The 23,713-nt window shown below is 67.6% G+C and carries 26 protein-coding genes; 14 read left to right on the plus strand and 12 right to left on the minus strand.

Translation table 11 applies throughout. From position 1 onward, the window contains the following. Positions 1-48: 48 nt before the first annotated feature. From E1H18_RS24640 to E1H18_RS24650, 3 genes are all read left to right on the plus strand, one after another. A complete protein-coding gene (locus E1H18_RS24640; protein WP_172274342.1) occupies positions 49-564 on the plus strand; it encodes a lipocalin family protein in 516 nt (171 codons plus the stop codon). Further along, complete coding sequence (locus E1H18_RS24645; protein ID WP_172274344.1) at positions 561-1,094, plus strand: lipocalin family protein; 534 nt, start codon at positions 561-563, stop codon at positions 1,092-1,094. Before E1H18_RS24640 ends, E1H18_RS24645 begins: the two co-directional genes overlap by 4 nt. 68 nt (positions 1,095-1,162) lie before the next feature. Further along, complete coding sequence (locus tag E1H18_RS24650; RefSeq protein WP_172274346.1) at positions 1,163-1,693, plus strand: hypothetical protein; 531 nt, start codon at positions 1,163-1,165, stop codon at positions 1,691-1,693. Here the strand turns inward: E1H18_RS24650 and E1H18_RS24655 are convergent. Then, positions 1,690-2,691 carry a hypothetical protein gene (locus E1H18_RS24655; protein ID WP_172274349.1) on the minus strand — a complete coding sequence of 334 codons (1,002 nt, stop codon included), beginning with the start codon at positions 2,689-2,691 and terminating at the stop codon, positions 1,690-1,692. The genes E1H18_RS24650 and E1H18_RS24655 overlap by 4 nt on opposite strands. A gap of 137 nt (positions 2,692-2,828) precedes the next feature. Here E1H18_RS24655 and mmcB point away from each other — a divergent pair, with 137 nt between their 5' ends. Next, positions 2,829-3,284 (plus strand): DNA repair putative endonuclease MmcB, encoded by a 456-nt coding sequence (gene mmcB / locus E1H18_RS24660; protein WP_172274352.1) that lies wholly within the window; start codon positions 2,829-2,831, stop codon positions 3,282-3,284. Between the two features lie 107 nt (positions 3,285-3,391). Here the strand turns inward: mmcB and E1H18_RS24665 are convergent, their stop codons facing one another. Further along, positions 3,392-3,715: a hypothetical protein gene (locus E1H18_RS24665; protein ID WP_172274354.1), complete on the minus strand. Its 324-nt coding sequence runs from the start codon at positions 3,713-3,715 to the stop codon at positions 3,392-3,394. A 48-nt stretch (positions 3,716-3,763) separates the two neighbouring features. Then, positions 3,764-5,605: a DNA helicase RecQ gene (gene recQ, locus E1H18_RS24670; RefSeq protein ID WP_172274357.1), complete on the minus strand. Its 1,842-nt coding sequence runs from the start codon at positions 5,603-5,605 to the stop codon at positions 3,764-3,766. Between the two features lie 228 nt (positions 5,606-5,833). On the opposite strand from recQ, the gene E1H18_RS24675 reads away from it, so the two are divergent. Further along, complete coding sequence (locus E1H18_RS24675) at positions 5,834-7,798, plus strand: transglycosylase domain-containing protein (RefSeq protein ID WP_172274359.1); 1,965 nt, start codon at positions 5,834-5,836, stop codon at positions 7,796-7,798. Between the two features lie 3 nt (positions 7,799-7,801). Here E1H18_RS24675 and E1H18_RS24680 read toward each other — a convergent pair whose 3' ends face one another. From E1H18_RS24680 to E1H18_RS24695, 4 genes are all read right to left on the minus strand, one after another. Next, positions 7,802-8,521, minus strand: a complete 720-nt coding sequence (locus tag E1H18_RS24680; protein ID WP_172274362.1) for a SprT family zinc-dependent metalloprotease — start codon at positions 8,519-8,521, stop codon at positions 7,802-7,804. Between the two features lie 50 nt (positions 8,522-8,571). After that, complete coding sequence (locus E1H18_RS24685; RefSeq protein WP_172274364.1) at positions 8,572-9,834, minus strand: polyhydroxyalkanoate depolymerase; 1,263 nt, start codon at positions 9,832-9,834, stop codon at positions 8,572-8,574. A gap of 169 nt (positions 9,835-10,003) precedes the next feature. After that, entirely contained in the window at positions 10,004-10,822 is an 819-nt protein-coding gene (locus tag E1H18_RS24690) for an SDR family oxidoreductase (protein ID WP_172274367.1), read from the minus strand. A 50-nt stretch (positions 10,823-10,872) separates the two neighbouring features. Beyond that, positions 10,873-11,274 carry a heme-binding protein gene (locus E1H18_RS24695; RefSeq protein ID WP_172274369.1) on the minus strand — a complete coding sequence of 134 codons (402 nt, stop codon included), beginning with the start codon at positions 11,272-11,274 and terminating at the stop codon, positions 10,873-10,875. 127 nt (positions 11,275-11,401) lie between these two features. Here E1H18_RS24695 and E1H18_RS24700 point away from each other — a divergent pair, with 127 nt between their 5' ends. Then, a complete protein-coding gene (locus E1H18_RS24700) occupies positions 11,402-12,286 on the plus strand; it encodes a LysR substrate-binding domain-containing protein (protein WP_172274371.1) in 885 nt (294 codons plus the stop codon). 12 nt (positions 12,287-12,298) lie between these two features. Here the strand turns inward: E1H18_RS24700 and E1H18_RS24705 are convergent, their stop codons facing one another. Next, the gene (locus E1H18_RS24705) at positions 12,299-12,892 is read right to left on the minus strand and encodes an SCO family protein (RefSeq protein WP_172274374.1); all 594 of its coding nucleotides are present in this window, start codon (positions 12,890-12,892) and stop codon (positions 12,299-12,301) included. 74 nt (positions 12,893-12,966) lie between these two features. On the opposite strand from E1H18_RS24705, the gene E1H18_RS24710 reads away from it, so the two are divergent. Together E1H18_RS24710 and spdR are read left to right on the plus strand one after the other, a co-directional pair. After that, complete coding sequence (locus tag E1H18_RS24710) at positions 12,967-14,367, plus strand: ActS/PrrB/RegB family redox-sensitive histidine kinase (RefSeq protein ID WP_172274376.1); 1,401 nt, start codon at positions 12,967-12,969, stop codon at positions 14,365-14,367. Between the two features lie 101 nt (positions 14,368-14,468). After that, entirely contained in the window at positions 14,469-15,026 is a 558-nt protein-coding gene (gene spdR, locus E1H18_RS24715) for a stationary phase response regulator transcription factor SpdR (RefSeq protein WP_172274379.1), read from the plus strand. Positions 15,027-15,068: 42 nt separating this feature from the next. On the opposite strand, the gene E1H18_RS24720 is transcribed toward spdR, so the two are convergent. Next, on the minus strand, positions 15,069-15,854 hold the full coding sequence (locus E1H18_RS24720; RefSeq protein WP_172274382.1) for an SDR family oxidoreductase: 786 nt from the start codon (positions 15,852-15,854) through the stop codon (positions 15,069-15,071). Positions 15,855-15,916: 62 nt separating this feature from the next. Beyond that, positions 15,917-16,558, minus strand: coding sequence for an HAD-IA family hydrolase (locus E1H18_RS24725; RefSeq protein ID WP_172274384.1), 642 nt, complete (start codon positions 16,556-16,558; stop codon positions 15,917-15,919). Positions 16,559-16,713: 155 nt separating this feature from the next. Between E1H18_RS24725 and E1H18_RS24730 the strand changes: the two genes are divergently transcribed. The 6 genes from E1H18_RS24730 to E1H18_RS24755 all read left to right on the plus strand — a co-directional run bounded on the left by E1H18_RS24730 (position 16,714) and on the right by E1H18_RS24755 (position 21,484). Continuing rightward, entirely contained in the window at positions 16,714-17,205 is a 492-nt protein-coding gene (locus E1H18_RS24730) for a hypothetical protein (RefSeq protein ID WP_172274387.1), read from the plus strand. A 74-nt stretch (positions 17,206-17,279) separates the two neighbouring features. Further along, on the plus strand, positions 17,280-17,384 hold the full coding sequence (locus E1H18_RS24735) for a hypothetical protein (protein WP_172274389.1): 105 nt from the start codon (positions 17,280-17,282) through the stop codon (positions 17,382-17,384). Positions 17,385-17,435: 51 nt separating this feature from the next. Continuing rightward, complete coding sequence (locus E1H18_RS24740; RefSeq protein ID WP_370526591.1) at positions 17,436-19,532, plus strand: AsmA family protein; 2,097 nt, start codon at positions 17,436-17,438, stop codon at positions 19,530-19,532. A 209-nt stretch (positions 19,533-19,741) separates the two neighbouring features. Next, positions 19,742-20,377 carry a hypothetical protein gene (locus E1H18_RS24745; RefSeq protein ID WP_172274392.1) on the plus strand — a complete coding sequence of 212 codons (636 nt, stop codon included), beginning with the start codon at positions 19,742-19,744 and terminating at the stop codon, positions 20,375-20,377. Positions 20,378-20,589: 212 nt separating this feature from the next. Further along, positions 20,590-20,916, plus strand: coding sequence for a DUF3060 domain-containing protein (locus E1H18_RS24750; RefSeq protein ID WP_172274394.1), 327 nt, complete (start codon positions 20,590-20,592; stop codon positions 20,914-20,916). Positions 20,917-21,208: 292 nt separating this feature from the next. Continuing rightward, positions 21,209-21,484: a YjhX family toxin gene (locus tag E1H18_RS24755; RefSeq protein WP_172274396.1), complete on the plus strand. Its 276-nt coding sequence runs from the start codon at positions 21,209-21,211 to the stop codon at positions 21,482-21,484. A 3-nt stretch (positions 21,485-21,487) separates the two neighbouring features. Here E1H18_RS24755 and pseC read toward each other — a convergent pair whose 3' ends face one another. Next, positions 21,488-22,645 (minus strand): UDP-4-amino-4,6-dideoxy-N-acetyl-beta-L-altrosamine transaminase, encoded by a 1,158-nt coding sequence (gene pseC / locus E1H18_RS24760; RefSeq protein ID WP_172274399.1) that lies wholly within the window; start codon positions 22,643-22,645, stop codon positions 21,488-21,490. After that, entirely contained in the window at positions 22,642-23,682 is a 1,041-nt protein-coding gene (gene pseB, locus E1H18_RS24765) for a UDP-N-acetylglucosamine 4,6-dehydratase (inverting) (RefSeq protein WP_172274402.1), read from the minus strand. Before pseB ends, pseC begins: the two co-directional genes overlap by 4 nt. Positions 23,683-23,713 lie beyond the last annotated feature (31 nt).

Below are 23,713 nucleotides of genomic sequence, written 5' to 3' on the forward strand. Positions count from 1 at the left end.
CATCATTTGGCCGACAGGCGTTTGGGCGGACCTAGCAAAGGTTCGCCCATGCGCTTTTCTACGATCGCCCTGCCCGCTCTTGCGACCCTCGTCGCTGGCGCAGCGTGGGCCGCGGCCACCCCGCCCGCCAAGCCCGTGCCCGCCGCCTTCTATTCCGGCCGCTGGTACGAGATCGCCCGCACGCCCAACAGCGGCCAGCGAAACTGCCAGGCGCCGACGACGGACTTCACGGCCCAGGGGACCAACTTCAAGGTCCGCCAGGTCTGCCATCGCGGCTCGCCACGCGGCGCGCAGAAGGTGTTCCGCACCAGCGGCAAGATCCTGCCCGGCGGCCAGAACAACCGCTTCACGATGAGCTTCCTGGGAGGCCTCAAGAAGCAGGAGTACTGGATCCTCGACAGCGCCGCCGACGACAGCTGGGGCATCATGGCTACGCCTGGCGGCAACTATGTCTGGCTGCTGTCGCGCACCCCCGACCTGCCGGCTGCGACCAAGGCCGTCGCCCTCGAGAAGGTCAAGGCGCTGGGCTACCAGAAGCTGGAATATCCGGAGCATCCCGCATGAAGCCTCTGCTCGCCCTGGCCGCGGCTCTCAGCCTGTCGGCCTGCGTCGCCGGGCCGGTCGGCAACCCCAGTCCGCCCCAGCCGGCCAAGGCCGTCGACCTGGATCGCTACGCCGGCCGCTGGTACGAAGTGGCCCGCTACGACATGCGGTTCGAGGAAGGCTGCGAGGGCGTCACCGCCGAATATTCCAAGCGCCCCGACGGCCTGATCCGCGTGCTCAACACCTGCCGCGAGGGCGCGGTGGACGGCCCCGTCAAGGTCAGCGAAGGCAAGGCCAAGGTCGCCGACACGACCACCAACGCCAAGCTGAAGGTCAGCTTCTTCGGCCCGTTCTTCTTCGGCGACTACTGGGTGCTGGACCACGCCGACGACTACAGCTGGTCGATCGTCGGCGAAGGCTCGGGCAAGTACCTCTGGCTGCTGTCGCGCAAGCTGCCGACCGACGCCGACCGCGCCGCCCTGACCGCCCGCGCCAAGGCGCTGGGCTATGACGTCACGATGCTGCGACCGACGAAGCAGCCCGCGCCTTAAGGCCCTGGCGCGCGCCCTGGCCGGACGGCTAGACAACCTCCGGTGAATCACGGCCGTCGGGGGACGTCATGAAGTCTTGGATCTTGATCGCTGGCCTGACGGCCGCCGCGCCGGCGCTGGCGCAGGACGATCCGCCGCCTGCGCCGATCCCGGGCCAGGTGCGCGTCCTCGAAGGCTGCTGGGCGGGAACCGGCGAGGTCATGGGCAAGGCCGTAACCATCGCCCTGGCCGCCAAGCCAATTGTGGAAGGAACAATGTTCCTGATCGAGGCCAAGAGCCACGCTGTCGCGGATCCCAAGGACCGTTACGCCGCGCACCTGGTGTTCGGCGGCAAGGGCCCCGCGCCGAAGAGCGACCAGGCGAGCGCCATATCCGGCTTCTGGATCGACAGCTTCGGCGGCGATTTTACCGCCATAGGCTCGGGCGCGGCCACCGCCGACGGTTTCGACATCGCCTACGCCTATCCCGACGCCAGCTTCGTCAACCGCTGGCGCCCTGCAGGCGAGGCCCTGTCGTGGACGATCGTCGCCAAGACGGCCAAGGCCGAGAACGCCTTCGCGCGCTACGACCTCAAGCGGACGGACTGCCCGAAAGGCTAGGGACGGACCAGGAAGCCGGGCAGCGGCGCTCGTTCCGGATAGGCGGCCGCCAGGCGATAGTCGAAGGCCGGGGCCGGATCGGGACGCGGCTCGGCCTTGGCCATGATCACGGCGGGCGCAACAGGCTTCTGAACGACGGCCTCCACGATCCGAGGGCGTGGGACAAGCTCAGCACGGACAGGCGCAGGCTGGGCCATCACTGGCCGGACGGGCGCGCGCTCGACCATCTGCAGGTCAGCTTGGCGCGGGGGCGGCGGCAAGACAGAGACAGGAGCAGCCTTCGTCGTCTGTACGGCGAAGTCGCGGCGCTGCACCGCCGCGGGCGGCGACCACCTGCGCAGACTGGCGGAGAACTGCGCGAGACAAGCCCGACCGGCCTTATCGAAGATCGCCTTCAGCAAGGCCGCCCTGTCATCCAGCAGCGCGTTACGGGTCGGCGCGCCCTCCGGCATGGGGCCTCCGTTCTTGTCGGAGTTCCACTTGCAGACCTCGGCCAGCGCGATCTCGCGGGTCTGGGTGTCGACCACATTGAGCGCCGCCGAGTAGTAGACCCGATAGCGGCTCCAGGCGAGCGACTGCCACATGAAGCTGCGCGAAGCCGTGACCGTTCCCACGACATAACGGGCAGGTCCGCCCTCGGCGGCGATCTCGCCGGCCTTCATGCGCTGCAAGTTCAGCGGACGATCATCGACCGCGGCGCCGCGCAGGTCGGCCAGTTCAAAAGCCAGGGCCCGGGCCATGGGCGCAGCAGGATCGGGCAGGTCATTGTCGGCGACGATCTGCTTGCCGTCCGACATGTCGATCAAGGCCCCGACGAGGCCGCCGACCAGCAGGTTGCGGCTGCTGGACGCCGCGGACAGACCGCTCGGGCGCAGGGCTCCGTAAGCGATGGTTTCGGGCCCCTCGACAGCGGCGGCCGGCGATGCCCGCGGTCCCGCGCTCGCAACCCCGGCGATCGCCGCCATCGTCGTCGCCAGAATGACAATCCGCGCCGTCACGTCCCACCCCCACCCCGGTTTCGTCAGGAGCCGCATAAGTCGCCGTGGAGTTGTGATAAAGCGCGCTCGCTTACCGGGAGGTTATTTAACCTTGTTCTGCGCTTGCCCCGCGAACAAAGCTGGAACATGATAACGGCGTGGACGTCATCATCCAGCTCCAGAGCCGACCGGAAACGACCCTGACCGTCACGCGGGGAGCCGCGCGGCTGCTCGTCGACCTGGGCTATGCGCCGCTGGCCGAGGTGACGCTGCCCAACGGCCGACGCGCAGACTTGATGGCGCTCGGTCCCAAAGGGGATGTGCTGATCGTCGAAGTGAAGTCCGGGCTGGAAGATTTCCGCGTCGACCGGAAATGGGGCGAGTACGCGCCCTATTGCGACGCCTTCTACTTCGCCGTCGCGCCTAGTTTTCCGGAAGACGTCCTGCCGGACGAGCCGGGCCTGATCGTCGCCGACGGCTTTGGCGGCGCGGTCGTGCGGGAGGCCCCGGCGACGACGCTGGCGCCGGCCCGCCGCAAGGCCCTGACCTTGGCGTTCGCCCGTCTCGCGGCCCTGCGGGCGGCGGGAGTGAATGCTGAGCGGCTGGCGCTCTGAGGGATCGAAACCCCGCCCTTCGACACGCTCAGGGAGAGGTTTCTACGCATCGGCTTGGAAGTCGCCCTCACCCCGAGCTTGTCGAAGGCGAGGACGAGGCCGTTTCGCTAGTCCAGGTTCCGCGCGATCAGGAAGCCCACGCCAAGGCCGATCGCGAACGCGCCCAGCGCGACGCCGACCGGATGTTCCTCGGCGGCATGGTGGGCGACCTGGGCCTTGTCGCGGGTCCAGGCGGCGCCGACCTTGGCCTTCTCCGAAGCGAAGGTGCGGGTCTGCTGGGCCACTTCGGTGGCGGTGTCGCGGGCCGATTTCACGGCCTTGCTGACCGCTTCCTTGGCCTGCTTGGTCTTTTCGGCGGTCGAGGTCTTCGCACCGTCCAGCGCGGCGGCTGCTGACGAGGTGTCGGGAGTGAAGCTGCTGATGTCAGTCATTGGGGGAGGCTCCTAGGCTTGACCGGATACCAACACCCAAGGAGCGGTTTAGTTCTCCCGCACGACCTTCAAAACCGCTTCGCCGTAACGGTCCAGCTTGCCTTGACCCACGCCGCCGGACTTGCCCAGAGCCGCCAGACTGGCCGGACGGGCCGCGGCGATCTCGGCCAGGGTGGCGTCGTGGAAGATGATATAGGGCGGCACATGCTGGGCCTGGGCCGCCTCCCGGCGCCAGGCGCGCAGGGCTTCGAACAGAACCTGGTTCTCGGCCGGGATGGCCAGGGCCTTGCCCTCGCGGCGCTTGCGCGCGCCGGTGGCGCGGCCGGTCTCGGGCGCCTCGGCCATCTGGCGCAGGGCCACGCGACGCTCGCCGCGATAGACCTGACGCACGCCCTCGACGTCGCCCAGGCCGATCAGCGGCCGACCGTCATTGGGGTCCTCGCGCAGCAGCCCCTCGAAGATCAGGGTGTCGAACAGGTCGCGCCACACCGGCTGGCTGAACTCGCGGCCGATGCCGAAGGTCGGCAGCTGGGCCTCCTGCGGCGTGACGTCCTTGGTCTTGCCCAAGAGGTGGTCGATCAGCCGCCCGCGCCCGAACCGGCCGCCCATGCGGTGCACGGCCGAGAGGGCCTTTTGCGCGGCCTCGGTGGCGTCGATCCCGGTCGGCGGCGCGACGCAGACGTCGCAGACGCCGCAGCGAGCCACCCCCTCCTCGCCGAAATAGCGGCGGACGGCGGCGGCGCGGCAGGTGACGCCTTCCAGCATCGAATAGAACTGACGCAGCTTGCGGCTCTGGGCCTGCTTGACCTCGTCGGGCGCCTCGCGGGTCTCGATCCGGCGACCGGCCCAGGCCATGTCGGCCGAGCCGTACAGAGTGATGCCCTCGGCCGGCTGGCCGTCGCGGCCAGCGCGGCCGACCTCCTGCCAATAGGCCTCGATGGCGGCCGGCGGGTCGGCATGGATCACGAAGCGGACGTCGGGCTTGTCGACGCCCATGCCGAAGGCGATCGTCGCCACCATCACCGCGGCGTCGGCCTCGAGAAAGTCCTCAAGCCGCTTGGCGCGGACGGCCTTGTCCAGGCCGGCGTGATAGGCCAGCGCGGGGATACCTTCGGCGTTCAGTTTCTCGGCCAGCTTCTCGGTCGAGTCGCGGCTGCCGGCATAGACGACGCCGGCCCGGCCGGGGCGCTCCAGAACGAGCTCGACGACGCGGTCGTGGCCCTTGCCGCGCTTGCGTTCGGCAGACAGGGCCAGTTCCGGACGGGCGAAGCTGTCGACGAACTCGGCCGCGCCCTGCAGGCGCAGTTCGGCGCGGATATCGTCGCGGGTGCGGGCGTCGGCGGTGGCGGTGACGGCCAGGCGCGGCACGTCGGGGAACAGCTCGGCCAGCCGTCCCATCATCCGGTACTCGGGCCGGAAGTCGTGGCCCCACTGGCTGACGCAGTGGGCTTCGTCGACGGCGATCAAGGCCAGCGGCGTGCGGGCCAGGCGATCCAGCATCCACGGCTGCATCAGGCCTTCGGGCGACAGGTACAGCATGTCGACCTCGCCGGCGTCGATGCGCCGCCAGATGTCGCCGCGCTCGTCCAGCGAGATGGCGCTGTCCATCCGCTCGGCCGCCACGCCCGCCTGGCGCAGGCCTTGGACCTGGTCGGCCATCAGGGCGATCAGCGGCGAGATCACCAGGCCCACGCCCGGCCGGATCAGCGACGGGATCTGGTAGCACAGCGACTTGCCGCCGCCGGTGGGCAGCACGGCCATGGCGCTGTGGCCGGCCAGGATTTCATTGATCACCCCGGCCTGCATGCCCCGGAAATCGGCATGGCCGAACGTACGCCGCAGGACGTCGCGGGCGTGGTCGAGAGCGGGGGATTCGGGAGGAACGTACACGGCGGCTCTTTTGGCAGCCGAACGCGTCTCGGCCAAGGGCGTCATCGTGCTCGCCATTTCCGAAGTTCAATTCCAGGTAGTACAATGGCGCCGGATCCGAAGCGTCACAAGAGCGCCTTAAGCTTCGTTCACCTCTCGTCAATCTTGTCGCGCGTTGTGTGGGCTTGGGATAAACGAGACACGCTCTTCACCGGCGCGCGCCGGGGTGTGTAGGAATACAGGACGACCATGGCGAACGGACCCTTCGGCGGGAACAAGGCGGCTCGGCCGCAACGCACCCCGCTCCAGGCCCTGGTCTATTGGGGCACCGTTCTGGGCGTCTGGGGCCTGATCTTCGTCGTCGCCTTCTTCGCGGTGTTCGCCAGCGACCTGCCCGACACCTCCAAGCTTTACGACGTCAAGCGCCAGCCCTCGATCAACTATCTGGACCGCTCGGGCGCCCTGCTGGCCGTGCGCGGCAGCCAATATGCGCCGCCGGTCGACATCGACGCCCTGCCGAAATACGTGCCGGCCGCCTTCGTGGCGATCGAGGACCGCCAGTTCTATCATCACTTCGGCTTCAACCCTTGGGGCATCATCCGCTCGCTGGCCTGGAACATGACCCATGACGGCGGGCCCCAGCGCGGCGGCTCGACCATCACCCAGCAGCTGGCCCGCAACCTGTTCCTGAGCCCGGCCCAGAACTACCGCCGCAAGGCCCAGGAGCTGATCCTGGCCGTCTGGCTGGAGCTGAAGTTCTCCAAGAACCAGATCCTGGCCCTCTACATGAACCGGGTCTATTTCGGGGCCGGCGCCTACGGCATTGAGGCCGCCTCGCAGCGCTATTTCAACAAGCCCGCCAAGGAGCTGACCATCGGCGAGGCCGCCCTGCTGGCCGGCATGATGAAGGGCCCGGCCCGCTATTCGCCGGTCTCGGCCAAGGAGCGCGCCGCCCGTCGCGCCACCATCGTTCTGGACGAGATGGTGCGCATCAAGGCCATCACGCCCGAGCAGCGCGACGAGGCGTTCAAGACGCCGGTGCAGGTCTCGGCCACCCTGGCCAACCAGCGCGCCCAGTACTTCACCGACTATATCGACGCCCAGGTCCGCTCGCTGGTCGGCGAACCGACCGAGGACCTGGTGGTCGAGACCACCATGGACCTGCCGATCCAGGCCTCGGCCGAGCGCGCCGTGAAGCTGGGCGTGGACGGCCACGGCGAACAGGGCGTGCAGCAGGCGGCCCTGGTGGCCATCGACGGCGAAGGCCGCATCCGCGCTTACGTGGGCGGCGCCGACTATGCCGACAGCCAGTTCGACCGCGCCACCACCGCCCGTCGCCAAGCTGGCTCGGCCTTCAAGCCGTTCGTCTATCTGACCGCCATGGAACAGGGCCGCACGCCGGCGGTCATGGTCGTCGACGAGCCGGTGAAGATCGGCAACTGGGAGCCGCGCAACTACACCAACAAGTTCCTGGGTCCGATGACCCTGCAGACGGCCTTGGCTCAGTCGATCAACACGGTCGCCGCCCGCCTGGCTTCGGAAGTCGGCACCAGCAACGTCGCCGCCACCGCGAAGCGCCTGGGCATCACCAGTAAGATCCAGCTGGACCCGTCGATGGCGCTCGGCGCGGTCGAGGTCAGCCCCATGGAGATGGCCCAGGCCTACGCCCCGTTCTCGAACGGCGGCTTCCTGGCCAAGGGCTACGGCATCGAGCGCATCCGCACCGCCAGCGGCAAGGTCCTGTACGATCACAGCGTCGACCGCCAAGCCCGCGCCGCGGTGATCGGCTCGCCGGCCCTGCAGTACATGAACCAGATGATGCGCCAGGTCGTGGCCTCGGGCACCGGCGCGCGCGCCAAGGTCGCCGGCTACGACGTGGCCGGCAAGACCGGCACCACCAGCGACTACAAGGACGCCTGGTTCGTCGGCTACACCGGCGGCTTCGTGGCCGCCGTCTGGACCGGCAAGGACGACAACACGCCGATGAAGCGGGTGACCGGCGGCGGCGCGCCCGCCGAGATCTGGCGCACCTTCATGGCCGCGGCCCTGCCCCGCCTGAAGGCCACCCCGATCCCCGGCGGCGTGGTTGAACCTCCGCCCGTGGCGACCGAGGACCCGATCGGCGACCTGATCAACCCGGCTCCCACGCCCGAAGGCCCGGCCGCAGAAACCCCAGCCGGCGCGACGCCGCCGGTGGATCAGCTGCCTTACTAAGGACTAGGCCCCGATCGCGTGCAGCTCGGCCGCGTGCGCCCGCAGCCAGGCGCGGTGCGGGGTCGGGTCGCCGGCCAGCTCTTCGCACAGCGCCCAGAAGCGCGGACCGTGATTGGCCTCGATCAGGTGGGCGCATTCGTGGGCGACGACATAGTCGGCCACCGCCGCGGGGGCCAGGATCAGCCGCCAGCTGTAGCGGATCGCCGCCGGCGTTCGCGGCGTCGCCGGCCGGCATGAGCCCCAGCGCGCCTTGGGATCGGCCACCGCCACCGACGGCATCGGCCGGTTCAGGGCCGCGGCGTGGACGGCGGTCCGTTCGGTCAGCACGGCCAGCGCCTCGCGCTTGGCCAGGCGGATGACCTTCAGCCCCCAGTTGGCGTCGTGGGGCGCGACGATGCGCTCGCCGTCGATGCGGGCGCGGCCGGGAGCGGCCTCCAAGCGATAGGGAATGTCGTTGAGGCGCAGGATCCCGCCGGGGGCGAGGCTCATCCGCTCGGGCAGGGCCGCCAGCTGCTTGGCGATCCAGCCGGACTTCTCCTGGGCGAAGGCGACGGCCTCGTTCAGGCGCTTGGGATTTGGCGCGAGGGCGACGATCTCGGAATTGGCCCGGTCGACGCGCAACGAAATCCGCCGCGCCCGGCCATCCACCCGCAGGCGGACGGGCCAGCCGCCGATCTCCAGTCGATCACCATCCGAGAAGCGTGGGGCCTTGAGCGCAAACATCTGGCGCTAAGATCGTGTGCGCCGCCGTCCGCTGCAAGCCGGACGTAACGTTACGCTTCTTCCTCGAAGTGCGGATCGCACTTCCTGATAAACTTGCGCACGCGCGGATAGATCTCTTCGCGGAAGCGGCGACCGTTGAACACACCGTAGTGGCCGACGCTGGGCTGGACATAGTCGAGCTTCAGGTCGTCGGGAATGTTGGCGCACAGGGTGTGGGCGGCCTGGGTCTGGCCGATGCCGGAGATGTCGTCGTTCTCGCCCTCGACCGTCATCAGGCCGATGTCGGTGATCGCCTCGGGCTTCACCCGCGTCCCGCGATGCGTCAGCTCGCCCTTGGGCAGCAGGTACTGCTGGAAGACGATGTCGATGGTCTGGAGATAGAACTCCTCGGTCAGGTCCAGGACCGACAGATATTCGTCGTAGAACTCCAGGTGCTTGTCGGCGCTGTCGCCGTCGCCCTTCACCAGATCGTTGAAGTAGCGGCGGTGGGCTTCCTGGTGGCGCTCGGCGTTCATGCTCATGAAGCTGGCCAGCTGGACGAAGCCCGGATAGACGCGCCGGCCCGCGCCCGGATAGGGCGGCGGCACGGTGTAGATCATGTTCGACTGGAACCAGGTGAACGGCTTTTCCTCGGCCAGCTGGTTGGTCACGGTCGGCGACAGGCGCGCATCGATCGGCGAGCCCATGAAGGTCATGCTGGCCGGACGCGAAGGATGGTTCTGCTCGGCCATCAGGGCGGCGGCGGCCAGAACCGGCGGACCGGGCTGGCAGACGGCCACGACATTGGGACGCGGGCCCAGCACCGACAGCATCTGGATGATGTGGTCGATATAGTCGTGGAAGTCGAAGCGGCCTTCCAGCACCGAGACGTTGCGGGCGTTGACCCAGTCGACGATGAACACCGCGTGGTCGGGCAGGAACGCCTCGACCGTGCCGCGCAGCAGGGTGGCGTAGTGGCCCGAAAGCGGCGCGACGATCAGCACCGCCGGATCCAGCGAGAACTTCCCCGCCCGGCGCATGTCGGCCATGTCGCGGTCGAACTGCACGAGACGCGCCCACGGGCTTTCCCAGACCACGTTCTGGCGCACGCGCACATCGACCTGACCGATCTTGACCGTGTCGATGTTCCAGCGCGGCTTGCCGTAGCGGCGGGTGATGTTGGCGAAGAGATCCGCGCCCGCGTGCATGCGCCGGCCGACGGCCGAGTCTGCGGCCGGATTCAGCGGCGATCCCCAGAAGTCCCGGGCCGCCAGCGCCGCCAGGCGCATCGGAGTGGAGGCGTAATAAGCCGCCTCATGGAGAGCGTAAAGCATGGCGCACCCGCGATGTTGCAACGCAACATAACACGCTGAACCCTAAGAAAGTCCACCCTTTCCTGACTTTTTGCGCCGCGTCATGGCGCCGCTTGCGCGGGGAGGTGGAAACAGGATCGGCGCTCGCGGCTGGGAGGCGGCGCATCCGCTTCCCAGCCGCCGGCCTGGACTAGATCTGGTTGTCCCAGGCCTTCAGTTGGTGATCCTTGAGCATGTCCTCGATCACCTGCGGCACGACGTTGCGGAACTTGCCGGTGTCGGCCGGGACGATGTCGATCATCCGGTCGATCATCTCCTGGGCGTCCATCTTGCCCTCGGGCGTGGCGAAGAAGTCGTCGAAGCCCTTGCGCAGGTCGGCCCGCTTGGTGAAGTTCCGGCCGTCATCCATCCAGCGGAACGGGTTGTCGGCCATCGTCTCGTTGTAGCCGGTGTAGTAGGCGCCCGGATTGATCGTCTGGATCTTGATCCCGTAGGCCGCCAGCTCCTGCTGCATGGCTTCGGCCACCGATTCCAGGGCGTGCTTGGTCGAGACGTAGGTCCCCCAGTTGGCCGGGGTGAACAGCCCGCCCATCGACGAGGTGAAGACCACCTTCTTGCCCTGGCTGGAGCCTTCGCGGACCCACTTCTGCACAACGCCCTGGGTCAGGGTCAGCGGCAGGAAGACGTTGATCTCGAAGTTCTTGCGGACCAGGTCGACGGGGATCTCCCAGACCGGTCCGGCCTCGCCCATGCCGGCGTTGTTCCACAGGATGTCGAAGTCCAGGCCCATGGCCTGCTGGATGTCGTAGGGGTCGGTCAGGTCCAGGCGATAGACGGTGATCTTGTCGGCAAGACCCAGGGCGGCGACCTCCTCGCGCAGGGCGGTGACCTGGGATGAGACCTGCACGGTGGCGATGACGTTGTGGCCGTTCTTGGCCATGCCGATCGCGGCGCCCTTGCCGAAGCCGCCGGCCGCGCCGGTGATCAGGATGGTTTTCTGGGTGGTCATGGTCGTGTTCCTTCTGGATTGGGTTTGACGTTCAGGGGTGGGGAAAGAGGTCAGCCGTTGAGGGTCGCCGCGGCGACGCGGGCGATCTCGGCGTCCTGGTCAGGGCTGCCGCCGGACACCCCGACCGCGCCCAGCAGTCGGCCGACCAGGTCGCGCAGCGGCGCGCCGCCGGGGAAGGTCATCAGGCCGCCGTTGCTGCGCTCCAGGCCGGGAGCTGGCGCGCCGGGCTTGCAGTATTCCCAGACGGCTTCGCTGGTGATGCCGAACAGAGCCGCGGTGCGGGCCTTGCCGACGGCGACGTCGATCGAGCCCAGCACGGCTTCGTCCATGCCGCCGAACGCCTTCAGATGCGCCCCGGCGTCGAGGATGGCGATATTGACCGGCACGCCGATCTGGATGGCGTGGTCGTGGCCGGCGGCGATCGCGGCCTGGGCCTGGTTCAGGGTGAGCATCAAGGTCTCCTCTCCGTTTCTGCCCGAGCCGCATCAGCGCCGCCCGTCTGTGAGGAGGAGAATTGCGCCGATCGATCTTGCCGATTAGATTGGAAATTATCCGATCAATGCTGAGTGAAATTCAGGAATGAGGGCGACCGACCTCTCAGAGTTGGCCGCGTTCGACGCAGTCGCGCGTCATCGCAGCTTCCGCCGCGCCGGCGAGGAGCGCGGGGTCACGGCCTCGGCCATCAGCCACGCCGTCACCAACCTGGAAGCGCGAGTGGGCCTCCGCCTGCTGAACCGCACCACCCGCAGCGTCTCGCTGACCGACGCTGGAGCCATGCTGCTGTCGCGCCTGTCGCCAGCCTTCGACGACATCAGTTCGGCGATGGACGGCCTGAACCAGTTCCGCGACACGCCTTTCGGCAAGGTTCGGATCAACGCGCCGATCTCGATCGCGTCGTTCGTACTGGGACCGGCCGTCGGCCGACTGGCCCGCGCGCATCCACACCTTCAGCTGGAGGTGATCGCCACCGACCGTCTGGTCGACATCGTGGAGGAAGGGTTCGACGCCGGCGTCAGGTTGGGCGAGAGCCTGCGCGACGGCATGACGGCGGTGCGGATCAATCCGCGACTGCGCTTTGCACTGGTGGGCTCACCCGCCTATTTCGCCGAGGCTCCGGCGCCCCATGTCCCGGGCGACCTGAAGAGCCATGTCTGCTTCCAGAACCTCTATCCCAGCGGCGTGCGCTACCCGTGGACGTTCGCGCACCAGGGCCGGGACATCGCGTTCCAGCCGGAGGGCCCCTTCGGCTCGGACGATCATGACCTGCTGATCGCCGGTGCGCTGGCGGGGGCGGGCCTGGCCTATGTCTGGGAACATCGGGTCGAGGACCATGTTCGCGCCGGGCGGCTGGTGCGCTGCCTGGAGCCCTGGTGCCCGCCCGAGGACTGGCTGTACCTCTATTATCCGACGCGCAAATATCTGTCGGCGGGCCTCAGGGCCGTGATCGAGACGCTGCGGGCGTAAGCTGCCCTCGCCTCACCCCTCGCGCATCGCGTCGTCGATGCGCCGGGCGATGTCGGCCGGGGGCAGGTTGTAGGGGATCACCGTCTTGAAGCGGCCCTTGGGGTCCATCAGGTAGATCGCCGTCGAGTGATCCATGGTGTAGCCGGGGCCGGCGCCGACCTTGGCGTAGTAGACCTTGTAGGTCTTGGCCGCGGCGTCGGTCTGGTCCTGCGTGCCGGTCAGGCCGATCGTGGACCGGAGCACGTAGTCGGCCGACAGATAGGTCTTCATCTGCTCAGGCGTGTCGCGGGCCGGATCGATCGAGATGAAGACGATCTGCAGATCCTTGGCCTTGTTCGGACCCAGGATGTCGGTGGCGGCCGACAGACCTTGCAAGGTCCCGGGGCAGACATCCGGGCAATAGGTGAAACCAAAGAACACCGCGCTCCATTTCCCCTTCAACGCCTTCTCGGTCGTGGGGACGCCATCCTGATTGACCAGCTGGAACGGCCCGCCGACAGCGGCCGGCGCCTGGCTCTTGAACACGCCGGCGCGCCAGGCCAGGCCGCCCACGACGACGAAGCCGACAAGGCAGGCCAGGATCAGGAAAAGGCGGTGACGCGGCATGTGCATTTCATCCTTTTACGCTCGCCCAGCCTTTTGCGCTCGCCAGGCGGGAAATTCTGGACAATCCTGCGACCATGGCTGACGCATCGTTTGCTGGAGCGCCCGACGACCCACGTCACAGGGGGCTCGATAAGCCGGGCGAAGACCCTGCGCAAGACGACGGCTGGTCCTGGATGGCTCCCGGGCTGCGCCGGGGTCGCCTGCGGGTTCGCACCCTTCTGGCGCAACGCTGGTTGTGGGTGGTGGGTCAGACCGCCGTCCTGATGGTGGCGGGTCTTGGCCTCAAGCTGCATGTGCCCTGGGCGCTGTGCTTCACCCTGATCGCCCTCTCGGCCTGGCTGAACGTGCTGCTGGGCCTGGCCTCCAGCGGTCAGCGACTGGCCCGTGACGGCGAGGCCACCGCCCAGATCGCCTTCGACATCCTCCAGCTTTCGGGCCTGCTCTATCTGACAGGCGGCGCGCTCAATCCCTTCTCGCTCTTGCTGATCGCGCCGGTGACCCTGGCCGCGGCCACGCTGCCGGCCCGCTATGCGATCGGCCTGGGGGCGCTGGCCATCGCCTCGTCAATCGCCCTGGCGCTGTTCCACATGCCGCTGCCGACCATCGAGGGCGCCCCGCTGCACTACACGCCCAGCCCGCTGATGCTGGGCATCATCGTCACGGCGCGGATCATCGGCATTATCCTGACGGCGGCCTATGCTTGGCAGGCGGCCAGCGAGTCGGCCCGCATGGAGCTGGCGCTCAACGTCACCGAAACCGTGCTGGCCCGCGAACAGCGGCTGTCGGCGCTAGGCGCCCTCGCGGCGGCGGCGGCGCATGAACTGGGCACGCCGCTGGCGACGATCGCGGTCGTCTCGCGCGAGATGGCCCGCAACGCCGTCAGCGAGGAAATCCGCGAGGACGCCGAACTGCTGATCGGCCAGGCCGTCCGCTGCCGCGAGATCCTGGCCCGCCTGACCGAGATGCCCGAGGCCAAGGACGCCGTGCACGAGCGCATGAGCCTGGTGCAGCTGGTCCAGGACGTCATCGAGCCGCACCTGGTGCACGGCATTCGCGTCGAGGCCGTGGTCAACGGCCCGTCGGGCGACACCGCCCCCGACATCTGGCGCCGGCCCGAGATCATTCACGCCATGACCTCGATCGTCGAGAACGCGGTCGACTTCGCCCGCAGCGAGGTGATCGTCATCGCCCGCTTCGACGCCCGCTACGTCGTGATCGAAGCCCGCGACGACGGTCCCGGCTTCTCGCCCGAGGTGCTGGCCAAGCTGGGCGAGCCCTATGTGACGACCCGTCCGGGCGCGGAAGGATCGCGCACCGGGCACATCGGCATGGGCCTGGGATTCTTTATCGCGAAGACTTTGCTGGAACGAACAGGCGCGACCGTGGATTTCCGTAACGGACGTCGCGGCGGCGCCGTGGTTTCGGCGCGCTGGCCTCGACCTGCCTTAGAAGCTCCCGGATATATCGGGGTGTGATCACGACGACACGCAAAGGGGCTTGCAGTCTCTCGTGAAGGCAGGAAAGTATAGGTTGTTATTTGGCCTATCGAGTATTGGCCCGGGGAGGGGCTGACTTCATGGCGGATATCGGCGAGCTGGTCGCGGCGTTGCCCGACAAAACTCTGCTTCTGTTGGACGACGACGGTCCGTTGCGGACCCGATTGGGACGCGCGCTGGAACAGCGCGGCTTCGAGGTCACCCTGGCCGCTTCGGTGGCCGAGGCCCTGACCATCCTGCGCAGCCATGCGCCGGCGCACGCCGTGCTGGACATGCGCCTGGAAGACGGTTCAGGCCTGAAGGTGGTCGAGGCGGTCCGCGACACGCGCCCCGACGCCAAGGTCATCATGCTGACCGGCTACGGCAACATCGCCACCGCCGTGGCGGCGGTGAAGGCCGGGGTGGTCGACTACCTCTCCAAGCCGGCCGACGCCGACGACGTGGCTCGAGCCCTGCTGGCGGCCAAGGGCGACGCCCCGGCCCCGCCGGAAAACCCGATGAGCGCCGACCGCGTTCGCTGGGAACACATCCAGCGCGTCTACGAGATGTGCGGCCACAACGTGTCGGAAACCGCGCGCCGGCTGAACATGCACCGCCGGACCTTGCAGCGCATCCTGGCCAAGCGCGCGCCGCGGTAGGCGATGAGGTCGCGCCCGCGCTGCGCGCGGGCGCTTCTGTCCTCACATCGCCGAGATGCCGCCGTCGACCTTGATCTCGGCGCCGGTCATGAACTTGCTCTCGTCGCTGGCGAGGTAGAGCACGGCATTGGCGATGTCGTTCGGTTCGCCGATACGGCCCAGCGGCACCTGGCGCGCCAGCTTGGCGAAGGCCTCTTCCTTGCCGAACCGCGCCGAGAAACCGTCCAGGATCGGCGTGTCGATAAAGGTCGGGTGGATCGAGTTCGAGCGGATGTCGAGCTTCATCTTGGCGCAGTACAGCGCGATGTTCTTGCTGAGCAGCCAGACCGCCGCCTTCGAGGCGTTGTAGGCGGGCGAATTGCCGTTGGCGATCAGGCCGGCGATCGAGCTCAGATTGATGATCGAGCCCGGCTGATGGGCCCGCATGTGGGTCAGGGCGTGCTTGGCGCCCAGGAACACCGAGTCGACATTGACCGACATGACCTTTTTCCAGAGGTCGAAATCCAGGCTCTCGATCGGCCCGTCGCCGCCGATGCCGGCGTTATTGACCAGCACCGACAGGCCGCCCATCGCCTCCGCGGCCTTCTCCAGCACGTCGATCCACTGGTCTTCCTGGGTGACGTCCAGCTGGAAGGCGAAAGCCGTGCCGGCGCCGTGGGCGGCGTTGATCTCGTCGGCCACGGCCTGCGCCCCGGCCAGGTTGAGGTCGGCCAGAGCGACCTTGGCGCCCTGACTGGCCAGCATCCGCCCGGCCGCCGCGCCCAGACCCTGGGCCCCGCCGGTGATGAAGGCCTTCTTGCCGGCGACCCGGCCTGTGCTGTGCGCCATTGGGCGTCCTCCCGATTATAATTCAAACGGGAGTTTGAATTCTTCAGACGGCCCTGTCCATCTCAGAACGCCAAGCCGGTCGCTTCTGCGAGATCGGAGAGCAGCTGATCTTCGCTGGAGACCTTGATGGCCTTCATGCCCAAGGCCGCCGCCGGCTTGCAGTTGATCCCCAGGTCGTCGAGGTAGATGCAGGCCTCCGGCGCGACGCCCAGGAGCTCGCACATCATCTGGTAGATGCGCGGGTCGGGCTTGCGCACCCCCGCCTTGGAGCTTTCGATCACCGCGTCGAACAGGGCCATGATCTCGCCCACGGCCAGGGCCTTCTGCGCGCTCTGGGCCATGCCGGGTCCGTGGCCGGTCGGGACGTTGTTGGTGATGCAACCGACCTTGAACCGGACCTTGCAGGCCTTCAGCGCGTCCGTCACCCGCGGCCGCAGGTCGCCATAGAGCAGCGGCAGGACCTCGGCGCCGCGCACCGCATGGCCAAGGCGCGTGGCTTCCTCCAGGAACAGCCCGTCGAAGGCCGCCGCATCGATCTCGGCCCGTTCGAACTTCGCCCAGGCGTTGGTGTCGGGATCCGTGGCGTTGACCGTGCGGATGAAGTCCTTGGGCAGGCCCGCTTGTGTCTCGTAGCGCCGGAAAGCCTCGAACGGCGAGGTCGTGAACACCCCGCCGAAATCCCAGATCACCGCCTCGATCGCCATCTCCGCCCCCCTCAAACATTCGTTTGACCCGACGCTAGCCGGACTAGTCGCGGAGGAAAAGGGCCGCCCGTCACGGCCAAGCTCGCGTGAGGGGTGAAATCATGCCGGGCCCCGGCGCGTTAGTGGTTTGTTAAGATCGTTACGGAGTTCCGCCCATGACCGTTCGCCTGTTTGCCGCCCTCGCCTTCGCCAGCGCCGCCCTCGCGGCCGCGCCCGTCGTGGCTGGACCGCATCAGGGCGGACTACCGCTGGATCCGCAGCTGCTGCCGGCCAATTCCGGCCCCGGCGACTGCGTGGTTCGTCGGGTCACCGGTCCGGGCGGCGCCTATCGCTGGGACCGCGTCGAATGCGACAACCAGGGTCAACACCAGTGGAGCGGCCAGCCGCTTGGCGTGGAAACAGCCGATCGCTACAGCGAGCGGCACGACCCCCGCTACGGATATGGCCCGTCGCCCTACGGCTACGACCAACAGTACGCCTACCAAGACCAAGACCTGCGCGAGCGCAGCTATGACGACCGATACGACATGGGCCGTGGGGGCCCCGTCACCCAGTATCCGCCGTCCTATGCGCCCGTGTCTTACGGCTATGCCGCCGCCGGACGAGACGCCTACGGCTACCTCGTCTGGCCCGGAAAGCTGCCCTAACCCATTCCGGGTGGCGCCGCCCTTGCGCCGGATGCGGGGACTTGCACCAAAATGGGACTGGGGGAACTATCATCATGCGCACACCGAGCCGACCGCTCTTCAAGGCCTACGAACTCGTGGCCATCGCCGTGTTCGTCGTGGCGGCCGCGGCCGTCAGCAGCATCGGGCTGGTCTACTAGGACCACTCAGCCGCTTCGAAATGGAACAGGATCGCTGGGCTCACGCGTTGTGTGGGTTCAACCGGAGCCACGATCCTGTCGACCGCCGACGCCACCACCGCGCCCAGCCCTGGGCCCAAGCCCCCGCGGAACCCTTTCCGCGGGCTGTCGCGTAGCGCCAAGATCGGCATCGGCTCGGCCCTGGCCTTGGTCGCAGCGATCATCATCTTCCTGGTGATCTTCGACTGGAACTGGCTGCGCGGGCCGATCGGCCGCTTCGCCTCGGCCCAGCTGCAGCGCGAAGTGGTCATCGCCGGCGACCTGCGCGTCCATCCCTGGTCGTTCTCGCCCAAGGTCGAGGCGTACGGCATCCGCATCGGCCAGCCGGCCTGGGCCAAGTCCGTCGACAAGGATGCGGGCCAGATGGTCCAGCTCCAGCGCATCGCCGTGCAGGTCAAGGTGCTGCCGCTGCTGCGCGGCCAGGTCATCCTGCCGTTCCTGGTGGTCGACAAGCCCGACGTGCGCCTGCTGCGCGCCAAGGACGGCAAGGCCAACTGGACGTTCGGCGCGCCGCGCAAGGACGCCAAGCCGCTGAAGCTGCCGGCCATCCAGCGCTTCGTGATCAATGATGGCAAGCTGCGCGTCGACGACCGCGTCGGCGGCGCGCTGTTCGTCGGCTCGGTGAACGCCCAGGAACGGGCCGGGGAGCGCGGCGGCCGTTTCGTGCTGGAGGGCAAGGGCAGCCTGAACCGTTCGGGCTTCGTGGCCCAGGTCACCGGCGGCCCGTTGCTGAACATCACGCCCGACCGTCCCTATCCGTTCGACGCCGACGTCCGCGCCGGCTCGACCCGCATCACCGCCAACGGCAGCATCACCCGACCGTTCGACCTGGGCCGGTTCGAGACCCAGCTCAGCATCGCCGGCGCCGACCTGAACCGCCTGCACGACCTGATCGGCCTGACCCTGCCCAACACCCCGCCCTACAAGGTCACGGGCAAGCTGGTGCGCAAAGGCCAGCGCTTCGACTTTGAAAAGCTGTCGGGCCGCATCGGCGACAGCGACATCCGCGGCGACCTGTTCGTGCTGACCGGCCGCGAGCGTCCCTACCTGGAAGCCGATCTGCGCTCGCGCCGCCTGGACTTCGACGACCTGGGCAGCCTGGTCGGTGCGGCCCCCGCGACCGGCAAGGGCGAGACCGCCTCGGCCGGCCAGAAGGTCGAGGCCCGCCAGCGCGACGCCACTCAGCGCCTGCTGCCCGACGCCACCCTGCAGGTCGACCGCGTACGGGCCATGGACGCCAAGGTCAGCTACCGCGCCGACACCGTGAACGCCCCAAACCTACCGCTGCGCAAGGTCAGCCTGGACCTGACCCTGGACAAGGGCGTGCTGAACCTGGACCCGATCGCCTTCACCTTCTCGCACGGCGACCTGAAGGGGAAAGTGCGGCTGGACGCCAACCCGGCCGTGCCGAAGACCGATCTGGACGTGCGTCTGACCAACGCCCGTCTCGAGGATTTCATCCCGATCATGAGCGACGGCAAGCGCGCCATCGAGGGTCCCGTCATGGCCCGCGCCAAGCTGACCGGCACGGGCAACAGCGTCCACCGCGCCGCCGCCTCGGCCAACGGTTCGGTGACGGTGGTGTCGCCGCGTGGCCAGATCCGTCAGGCCTTCGCCGAGCTGCTGGGCGTCAACGCCTCCAAGGGCCTGATCCTGCTGCTGTCCAAGAGCGAAAAGGAGACGCCCGTTCGTTGTGCGATCGCCGATTTTGACGTCAAGAACGGCGTCATGACCTCAAACCAGATCGTCGCCGACACCGGCGTGGTCCTGGCCAGGGGGCGCGGCACGATCAATCTGGACACCGAGCGGATGAACTTCCGCATCGAGGGCGACAGCAAGAAGCCGCGCCTGCTGCGCCTGTTCGTGCCGATCACCATCGAGGGCCCGTTCATGGCCCCCAAGATCGGCCTGGACGCCAGCAAGGCCGTCGGCCAGGGCGGCATCGCCGCGGCCCTCGGCTCGCTGGTCAACCCGCTGGCCGCCCTCCTGCCCTTCATCACCACCGGCGAAGCCAAGGACGCCGACTGCGCCGGCCTGGTCAGCGAAGCCCGCCAGCAAGGCGCCCCGGTGAAGACCAGCCAGACGACGCCGGCCAAGGTGAAGAAGTAGACGAAGAACCTGACGCCTTCGCCATCCCGCGACTTGTTCGGGGGCTGCGGACAGGCCCTGCGTCCTTCGAGGCTCGCCTTCGGCTCACACCTCAGGATGAGGACTCTATTGCACTGAATACCTCATCCTGAGCGCGCCTCAGAGGGCGCACCGCGCTGGACGTCCGCTAAGGGTGGAACCCTGACATTGCGGGGGTAAGCTCGGCAGTTATGGAAACGGAACTGACAGACCTCGCAGCTGCTAAGCGCGCTTTTCAGGAGAGCTGGGCAGCCGGAGGTTCGGAGAGAAATCTGAAGTCGGCGGGAAAGTCCCGGTTTGTCTCTCAGTCTGATGGGTGGGCGATAGATTTCAGCTTCGACTTCGTCGGACAGGCGCTGGTTCGTTGCCAAGGCTCAGTGAGCCTGCGGCACCGAGCCTTCGATAAAATCATACACGCGGCGCTAAGCGAGAAATGGCCGGGGGTTTCCAGACAGGCCCCGATTGCACTGGTCTCCGTTGAGGTTCCTGTCGTCGATGACCCTATGTCACCTCCTTCGCTGCTCCACGGCTCTACGGCCTCGCGCGCTGCCTCTTGGTGGGCGTCGGCGGATGCGGCGGAGATGATGCTCCGGCCGTTGCAAGGAGCCCCCGCCGACTACTTGAACTATCTGAAGGATGAGCAGGCTTGGGTTTTCACCTACGAACCTTCTGTGAGCTTCCTTGCACTGCTCAGCGAAAACCCAGATGCAGCCTGGCAAAGGGCGGCGGATCGAGCGGCAGATAGCGGAATGAACGCGGCGTTCTTCGAGTGGTGCGAACGAAACCGCGAGGCTGCAACTGGAGCCGCTGCTCAAATCTATCGTTAGTCCACTGCTCCGCGATAACGCCTGACTAGGGTGGCTAGGCGACGTTGAACTGTTCGCGCGGAGAGAAGCGGCGATGCGAGCGATCGTTGCGTAGGCTGCGAGTGCGGTGGACAGTGCTCCGAGGCGCTCACAGCGCGCCCTGAACTTAAGGTGGAGCTTTTCAGGCGCCGAAGCGTTTTGCGCCCAAGGTTCGTCACGAGGAAACGCCCCCCATGATCTCCGTTACCCTGCTTGCGCTGGTCGCCGGTCTTGCCGGTCAGGCCAAGGAGCCGATCCACATCGTCGGTGTCGGCCAAGGCAGCACTGTCGCGTGCGGTGGGCGCGATGTCGTCGTCGATGGAACCGAGCACAACCTGACCTTCACCGGCAATTGCGCCAGCCTCAAGCTGAACGGCACGGACAACAAGGTGATGATCGACCTGGCGCCGGGCGCGCCGGTGGTGGTGACCGGGACGGATCAGACCGTCCGCTGGCGCGCGTCGCGCCCGCCCCAGGTGCGGATGAACGGCGTCGACAACAGCGTCAGCAAGGCGCCGTAACCCCCCAAACGTTTTCCCGGCGAAAGCCGGGGAAACGGTGTTGTGGGAGAGGGTTGCAGGCGGCGAAACCACCGCTATCCTGTGAAAATCAAACCTCAAGAGTGGTTTATGTCAGAGATTGTGCGCGAGGCGCGGGCCTAACAGGCTCCGGACCTCGGTTCGAAAGTCAGTAGGCCCGTTATCCGCCCGCGTTCGCCGCGGGCGTGCCTCGTCACGCCCGTTCTCGAATAGAGATGGGTCTCGAAGAGACCCGGCGGACGCGATTACGCGCCTCGATCTCTCGGACATTCCCTTGAACATCTCCAAACCGCAGCAACGCACGCTGCATGCTCTGGCCCAAGGCGGCCGGATCGAACTCGAACGTGACGAGAAGGGCCGCATCCTCTCGGCCGACTGCATCACCCGCGACGGCTGGGCGCTGACCGACTGCAATGTCGGCGTCTTCCAGTCTCTCAAGAAGAAACGGCTGATCGCCAGCCAGGAGGGCGGCCCCTACCGGATCACCCGGCTGGGGCTGGGCAACCTGCGCGCCCAGCTCGACAATCGGGTAGGGGCGAAAGCGTGGTGAGCCTTAACCCAGGATCGCCGCCAGGGCGTCGACGACCCGCTCGACGTCGCCGTCCGCCATGGCCGGGAACAGCGGCAGCGTCAGGCAGCGCTTGTACCAGGCGTCGGCGCCGGGCAGGTCCGCCAGGCCCTGGCGGTTGACGTAGTAGGGCTGGCGGTGGACCGGGATGTAGTGAACCTGCGTCCCGATCCCCTGGCTTTTAAGGCTGTCGACCACGGTGCGGCGCGACAGGCCTTCGGCCTCGAAATCGATCAGCACGGTCAAGAGGTGCAGAGCCGGGTTCGAGTGGGCCGGGCTCTGCGCCAGACGCACGCGCGGGCAGCGCTCGGCCAGCCGCTCGGCATAGAGCGCCGTCAACGCACGACGCCGGGCGACGAAACGGTCCAGCTTGGCCAGCTGCGACAGGCCCAGGGCGCACAGGATGTCGGGGATGCGGTAGTTGAAGCCCAGCTCCGGCATCTCGTACCACCAGGGATCGCCGCCGGCGGGCCGGACCATGCCGTGCGAGCGCAGCAGCCGAGCTCGGGCCGCCAGCTCGGCGTCGTTGGTGGTCAGCATGCCGCCCTCGCCCGTAGCCAGCGTCTTGACCGGGTGGAACGAGAAGCTGGCGAAGCTGGAATAGGCGCCGTCGCCGACCGGATGCTCGACGCCGCCAAAAGTCCCGATGGAGCCCAGGGCGTGGGGGGCGTCCTCAACCAGCACAGCCCCGGCGGCGCTGGCCATGGCTTTCAGCGCCGGCAGGTCGCAAACGTCGCCGCGCAGATGCACCGGCAACACGGCCTTGACCCGCTTGTCGCCGACCCGGGACAAAGCGCGGGCCAGGGTGTCGGGGGTCATCAGGCCGCTGTCGGGGTCGACATCGGCGAACACGGCTTCGGCTCCGACGTAGCGAGCGCAGTTGGCGGTGGCCAGAAAGGTGACCGAGGGCGCGATGCAGACATCGCCCTCACCCACGCCCAGCGACATCATCGCCAGATGCAGGGTGGCCGTGCCGTTCGACACGGCGATGGCGTGTTGCGCGCCGACCTTGGCGGCGAAGGCGGTCTCGAACGCCTCAACCGTCGGGCCCGTCGTCAGGAAGTCGCCGCGCAGCGCCTCGGTCACGGCGGCGATGTCGTCGTCCTCGATCGTCTGGCGACCGTAGGGCAGGAAGCCGCTCATCGCGCGGCCTTCTCCTCCAGCATGGCCAGCAGACCATCGGGCGAGAGCCAGTCGTGGTTATTGTCGCTGCTGTACGAGAAGTCCTCGGGCACCGGCTTGGCGCCGTCGACCGCGCCATAGGGCGTGCGGCCGAACTCGGCGAAGTTGGGCTCGATGGCGAAGCGGTCCTCGAACTCGACGGTCGAGCGAGCGTCGTCGGCGCTGATCATGATCTCGTGCAGCTTCTCGCCGGGGCGGATGCCGACCACCTTCATGGCCGCGTCGGCCGACATCGCCTTGACGAGATCCGGCATGGCCATCGACGGGATCTTGGGCACGAAGATCTCGCCGCCGCGCATCATGGTCAGGGACGACAGCACGAAGTCGACGCCCTCGTTCAGGGTGATCCAGAAGCGGGTCATGCGCGGGTCGGTGACCGGCAGCTCGGTCGCGCCCTGGCTCAGCAGGCGGCGATACAGCGGCACGACGCTGCCGCGCGAACCCACCACATTGCCGTAGCGCACCACGCAGAAGCGGGTGCCGATGTCGCCCGACAGATTGTTGGCCGCCACGAAGGTCTTGTCCGAGGCCAGCTTGGTCGCGCCATAGAGGTTGGTCGGGTTGCAGGCCTTGTCTGTCGACAGGGCCACGACCTGCTTCACGCCATTGTTCAGGCTGGCCCAGACGACGTTCTCGGCGCCCAACACGTTGGTGTGGATGCACTCCGACGGATTGTATTCGGCGGCCGGCACCTGTTTCAGGGCCGCGGCGTGGATGACGATGTCGACGCCGCGCAGGGCCAGGGTCAGGCGCTCGCGGTCGCGGACATCACCCAGGAAGAACCGCAGCTTGCCGACGGTCTTTTCGTCGAACTGCTCGCGCAGCTCGATCTGCATGTCGCTCTGCTTCAGCTCGTCGCGCGAATAGACGATGACCTTGCGCGGATCATAGCGGCGCAGCACCGTCTCGATGAAACGGCGGCCGAACGAGCCCGTGCCGCCGGTGATCAGGATCACCTTGCCGTCCAGGTCGAGGGATTTGGGGGAGAAGCGGCCCAAGGTCTGCCTCCTGCAACGGGCGCCGCGACGA

This window comes from Caulobacter sp. RHG1, assembly GCF_013181195.1.
In the GTDB taxonomy this organism is placed as follows: Bacteria; Pseudomonadota; Alphaproteobacteria; order Caulobacterales; family Caulobacteraceae; genus Caulobacter.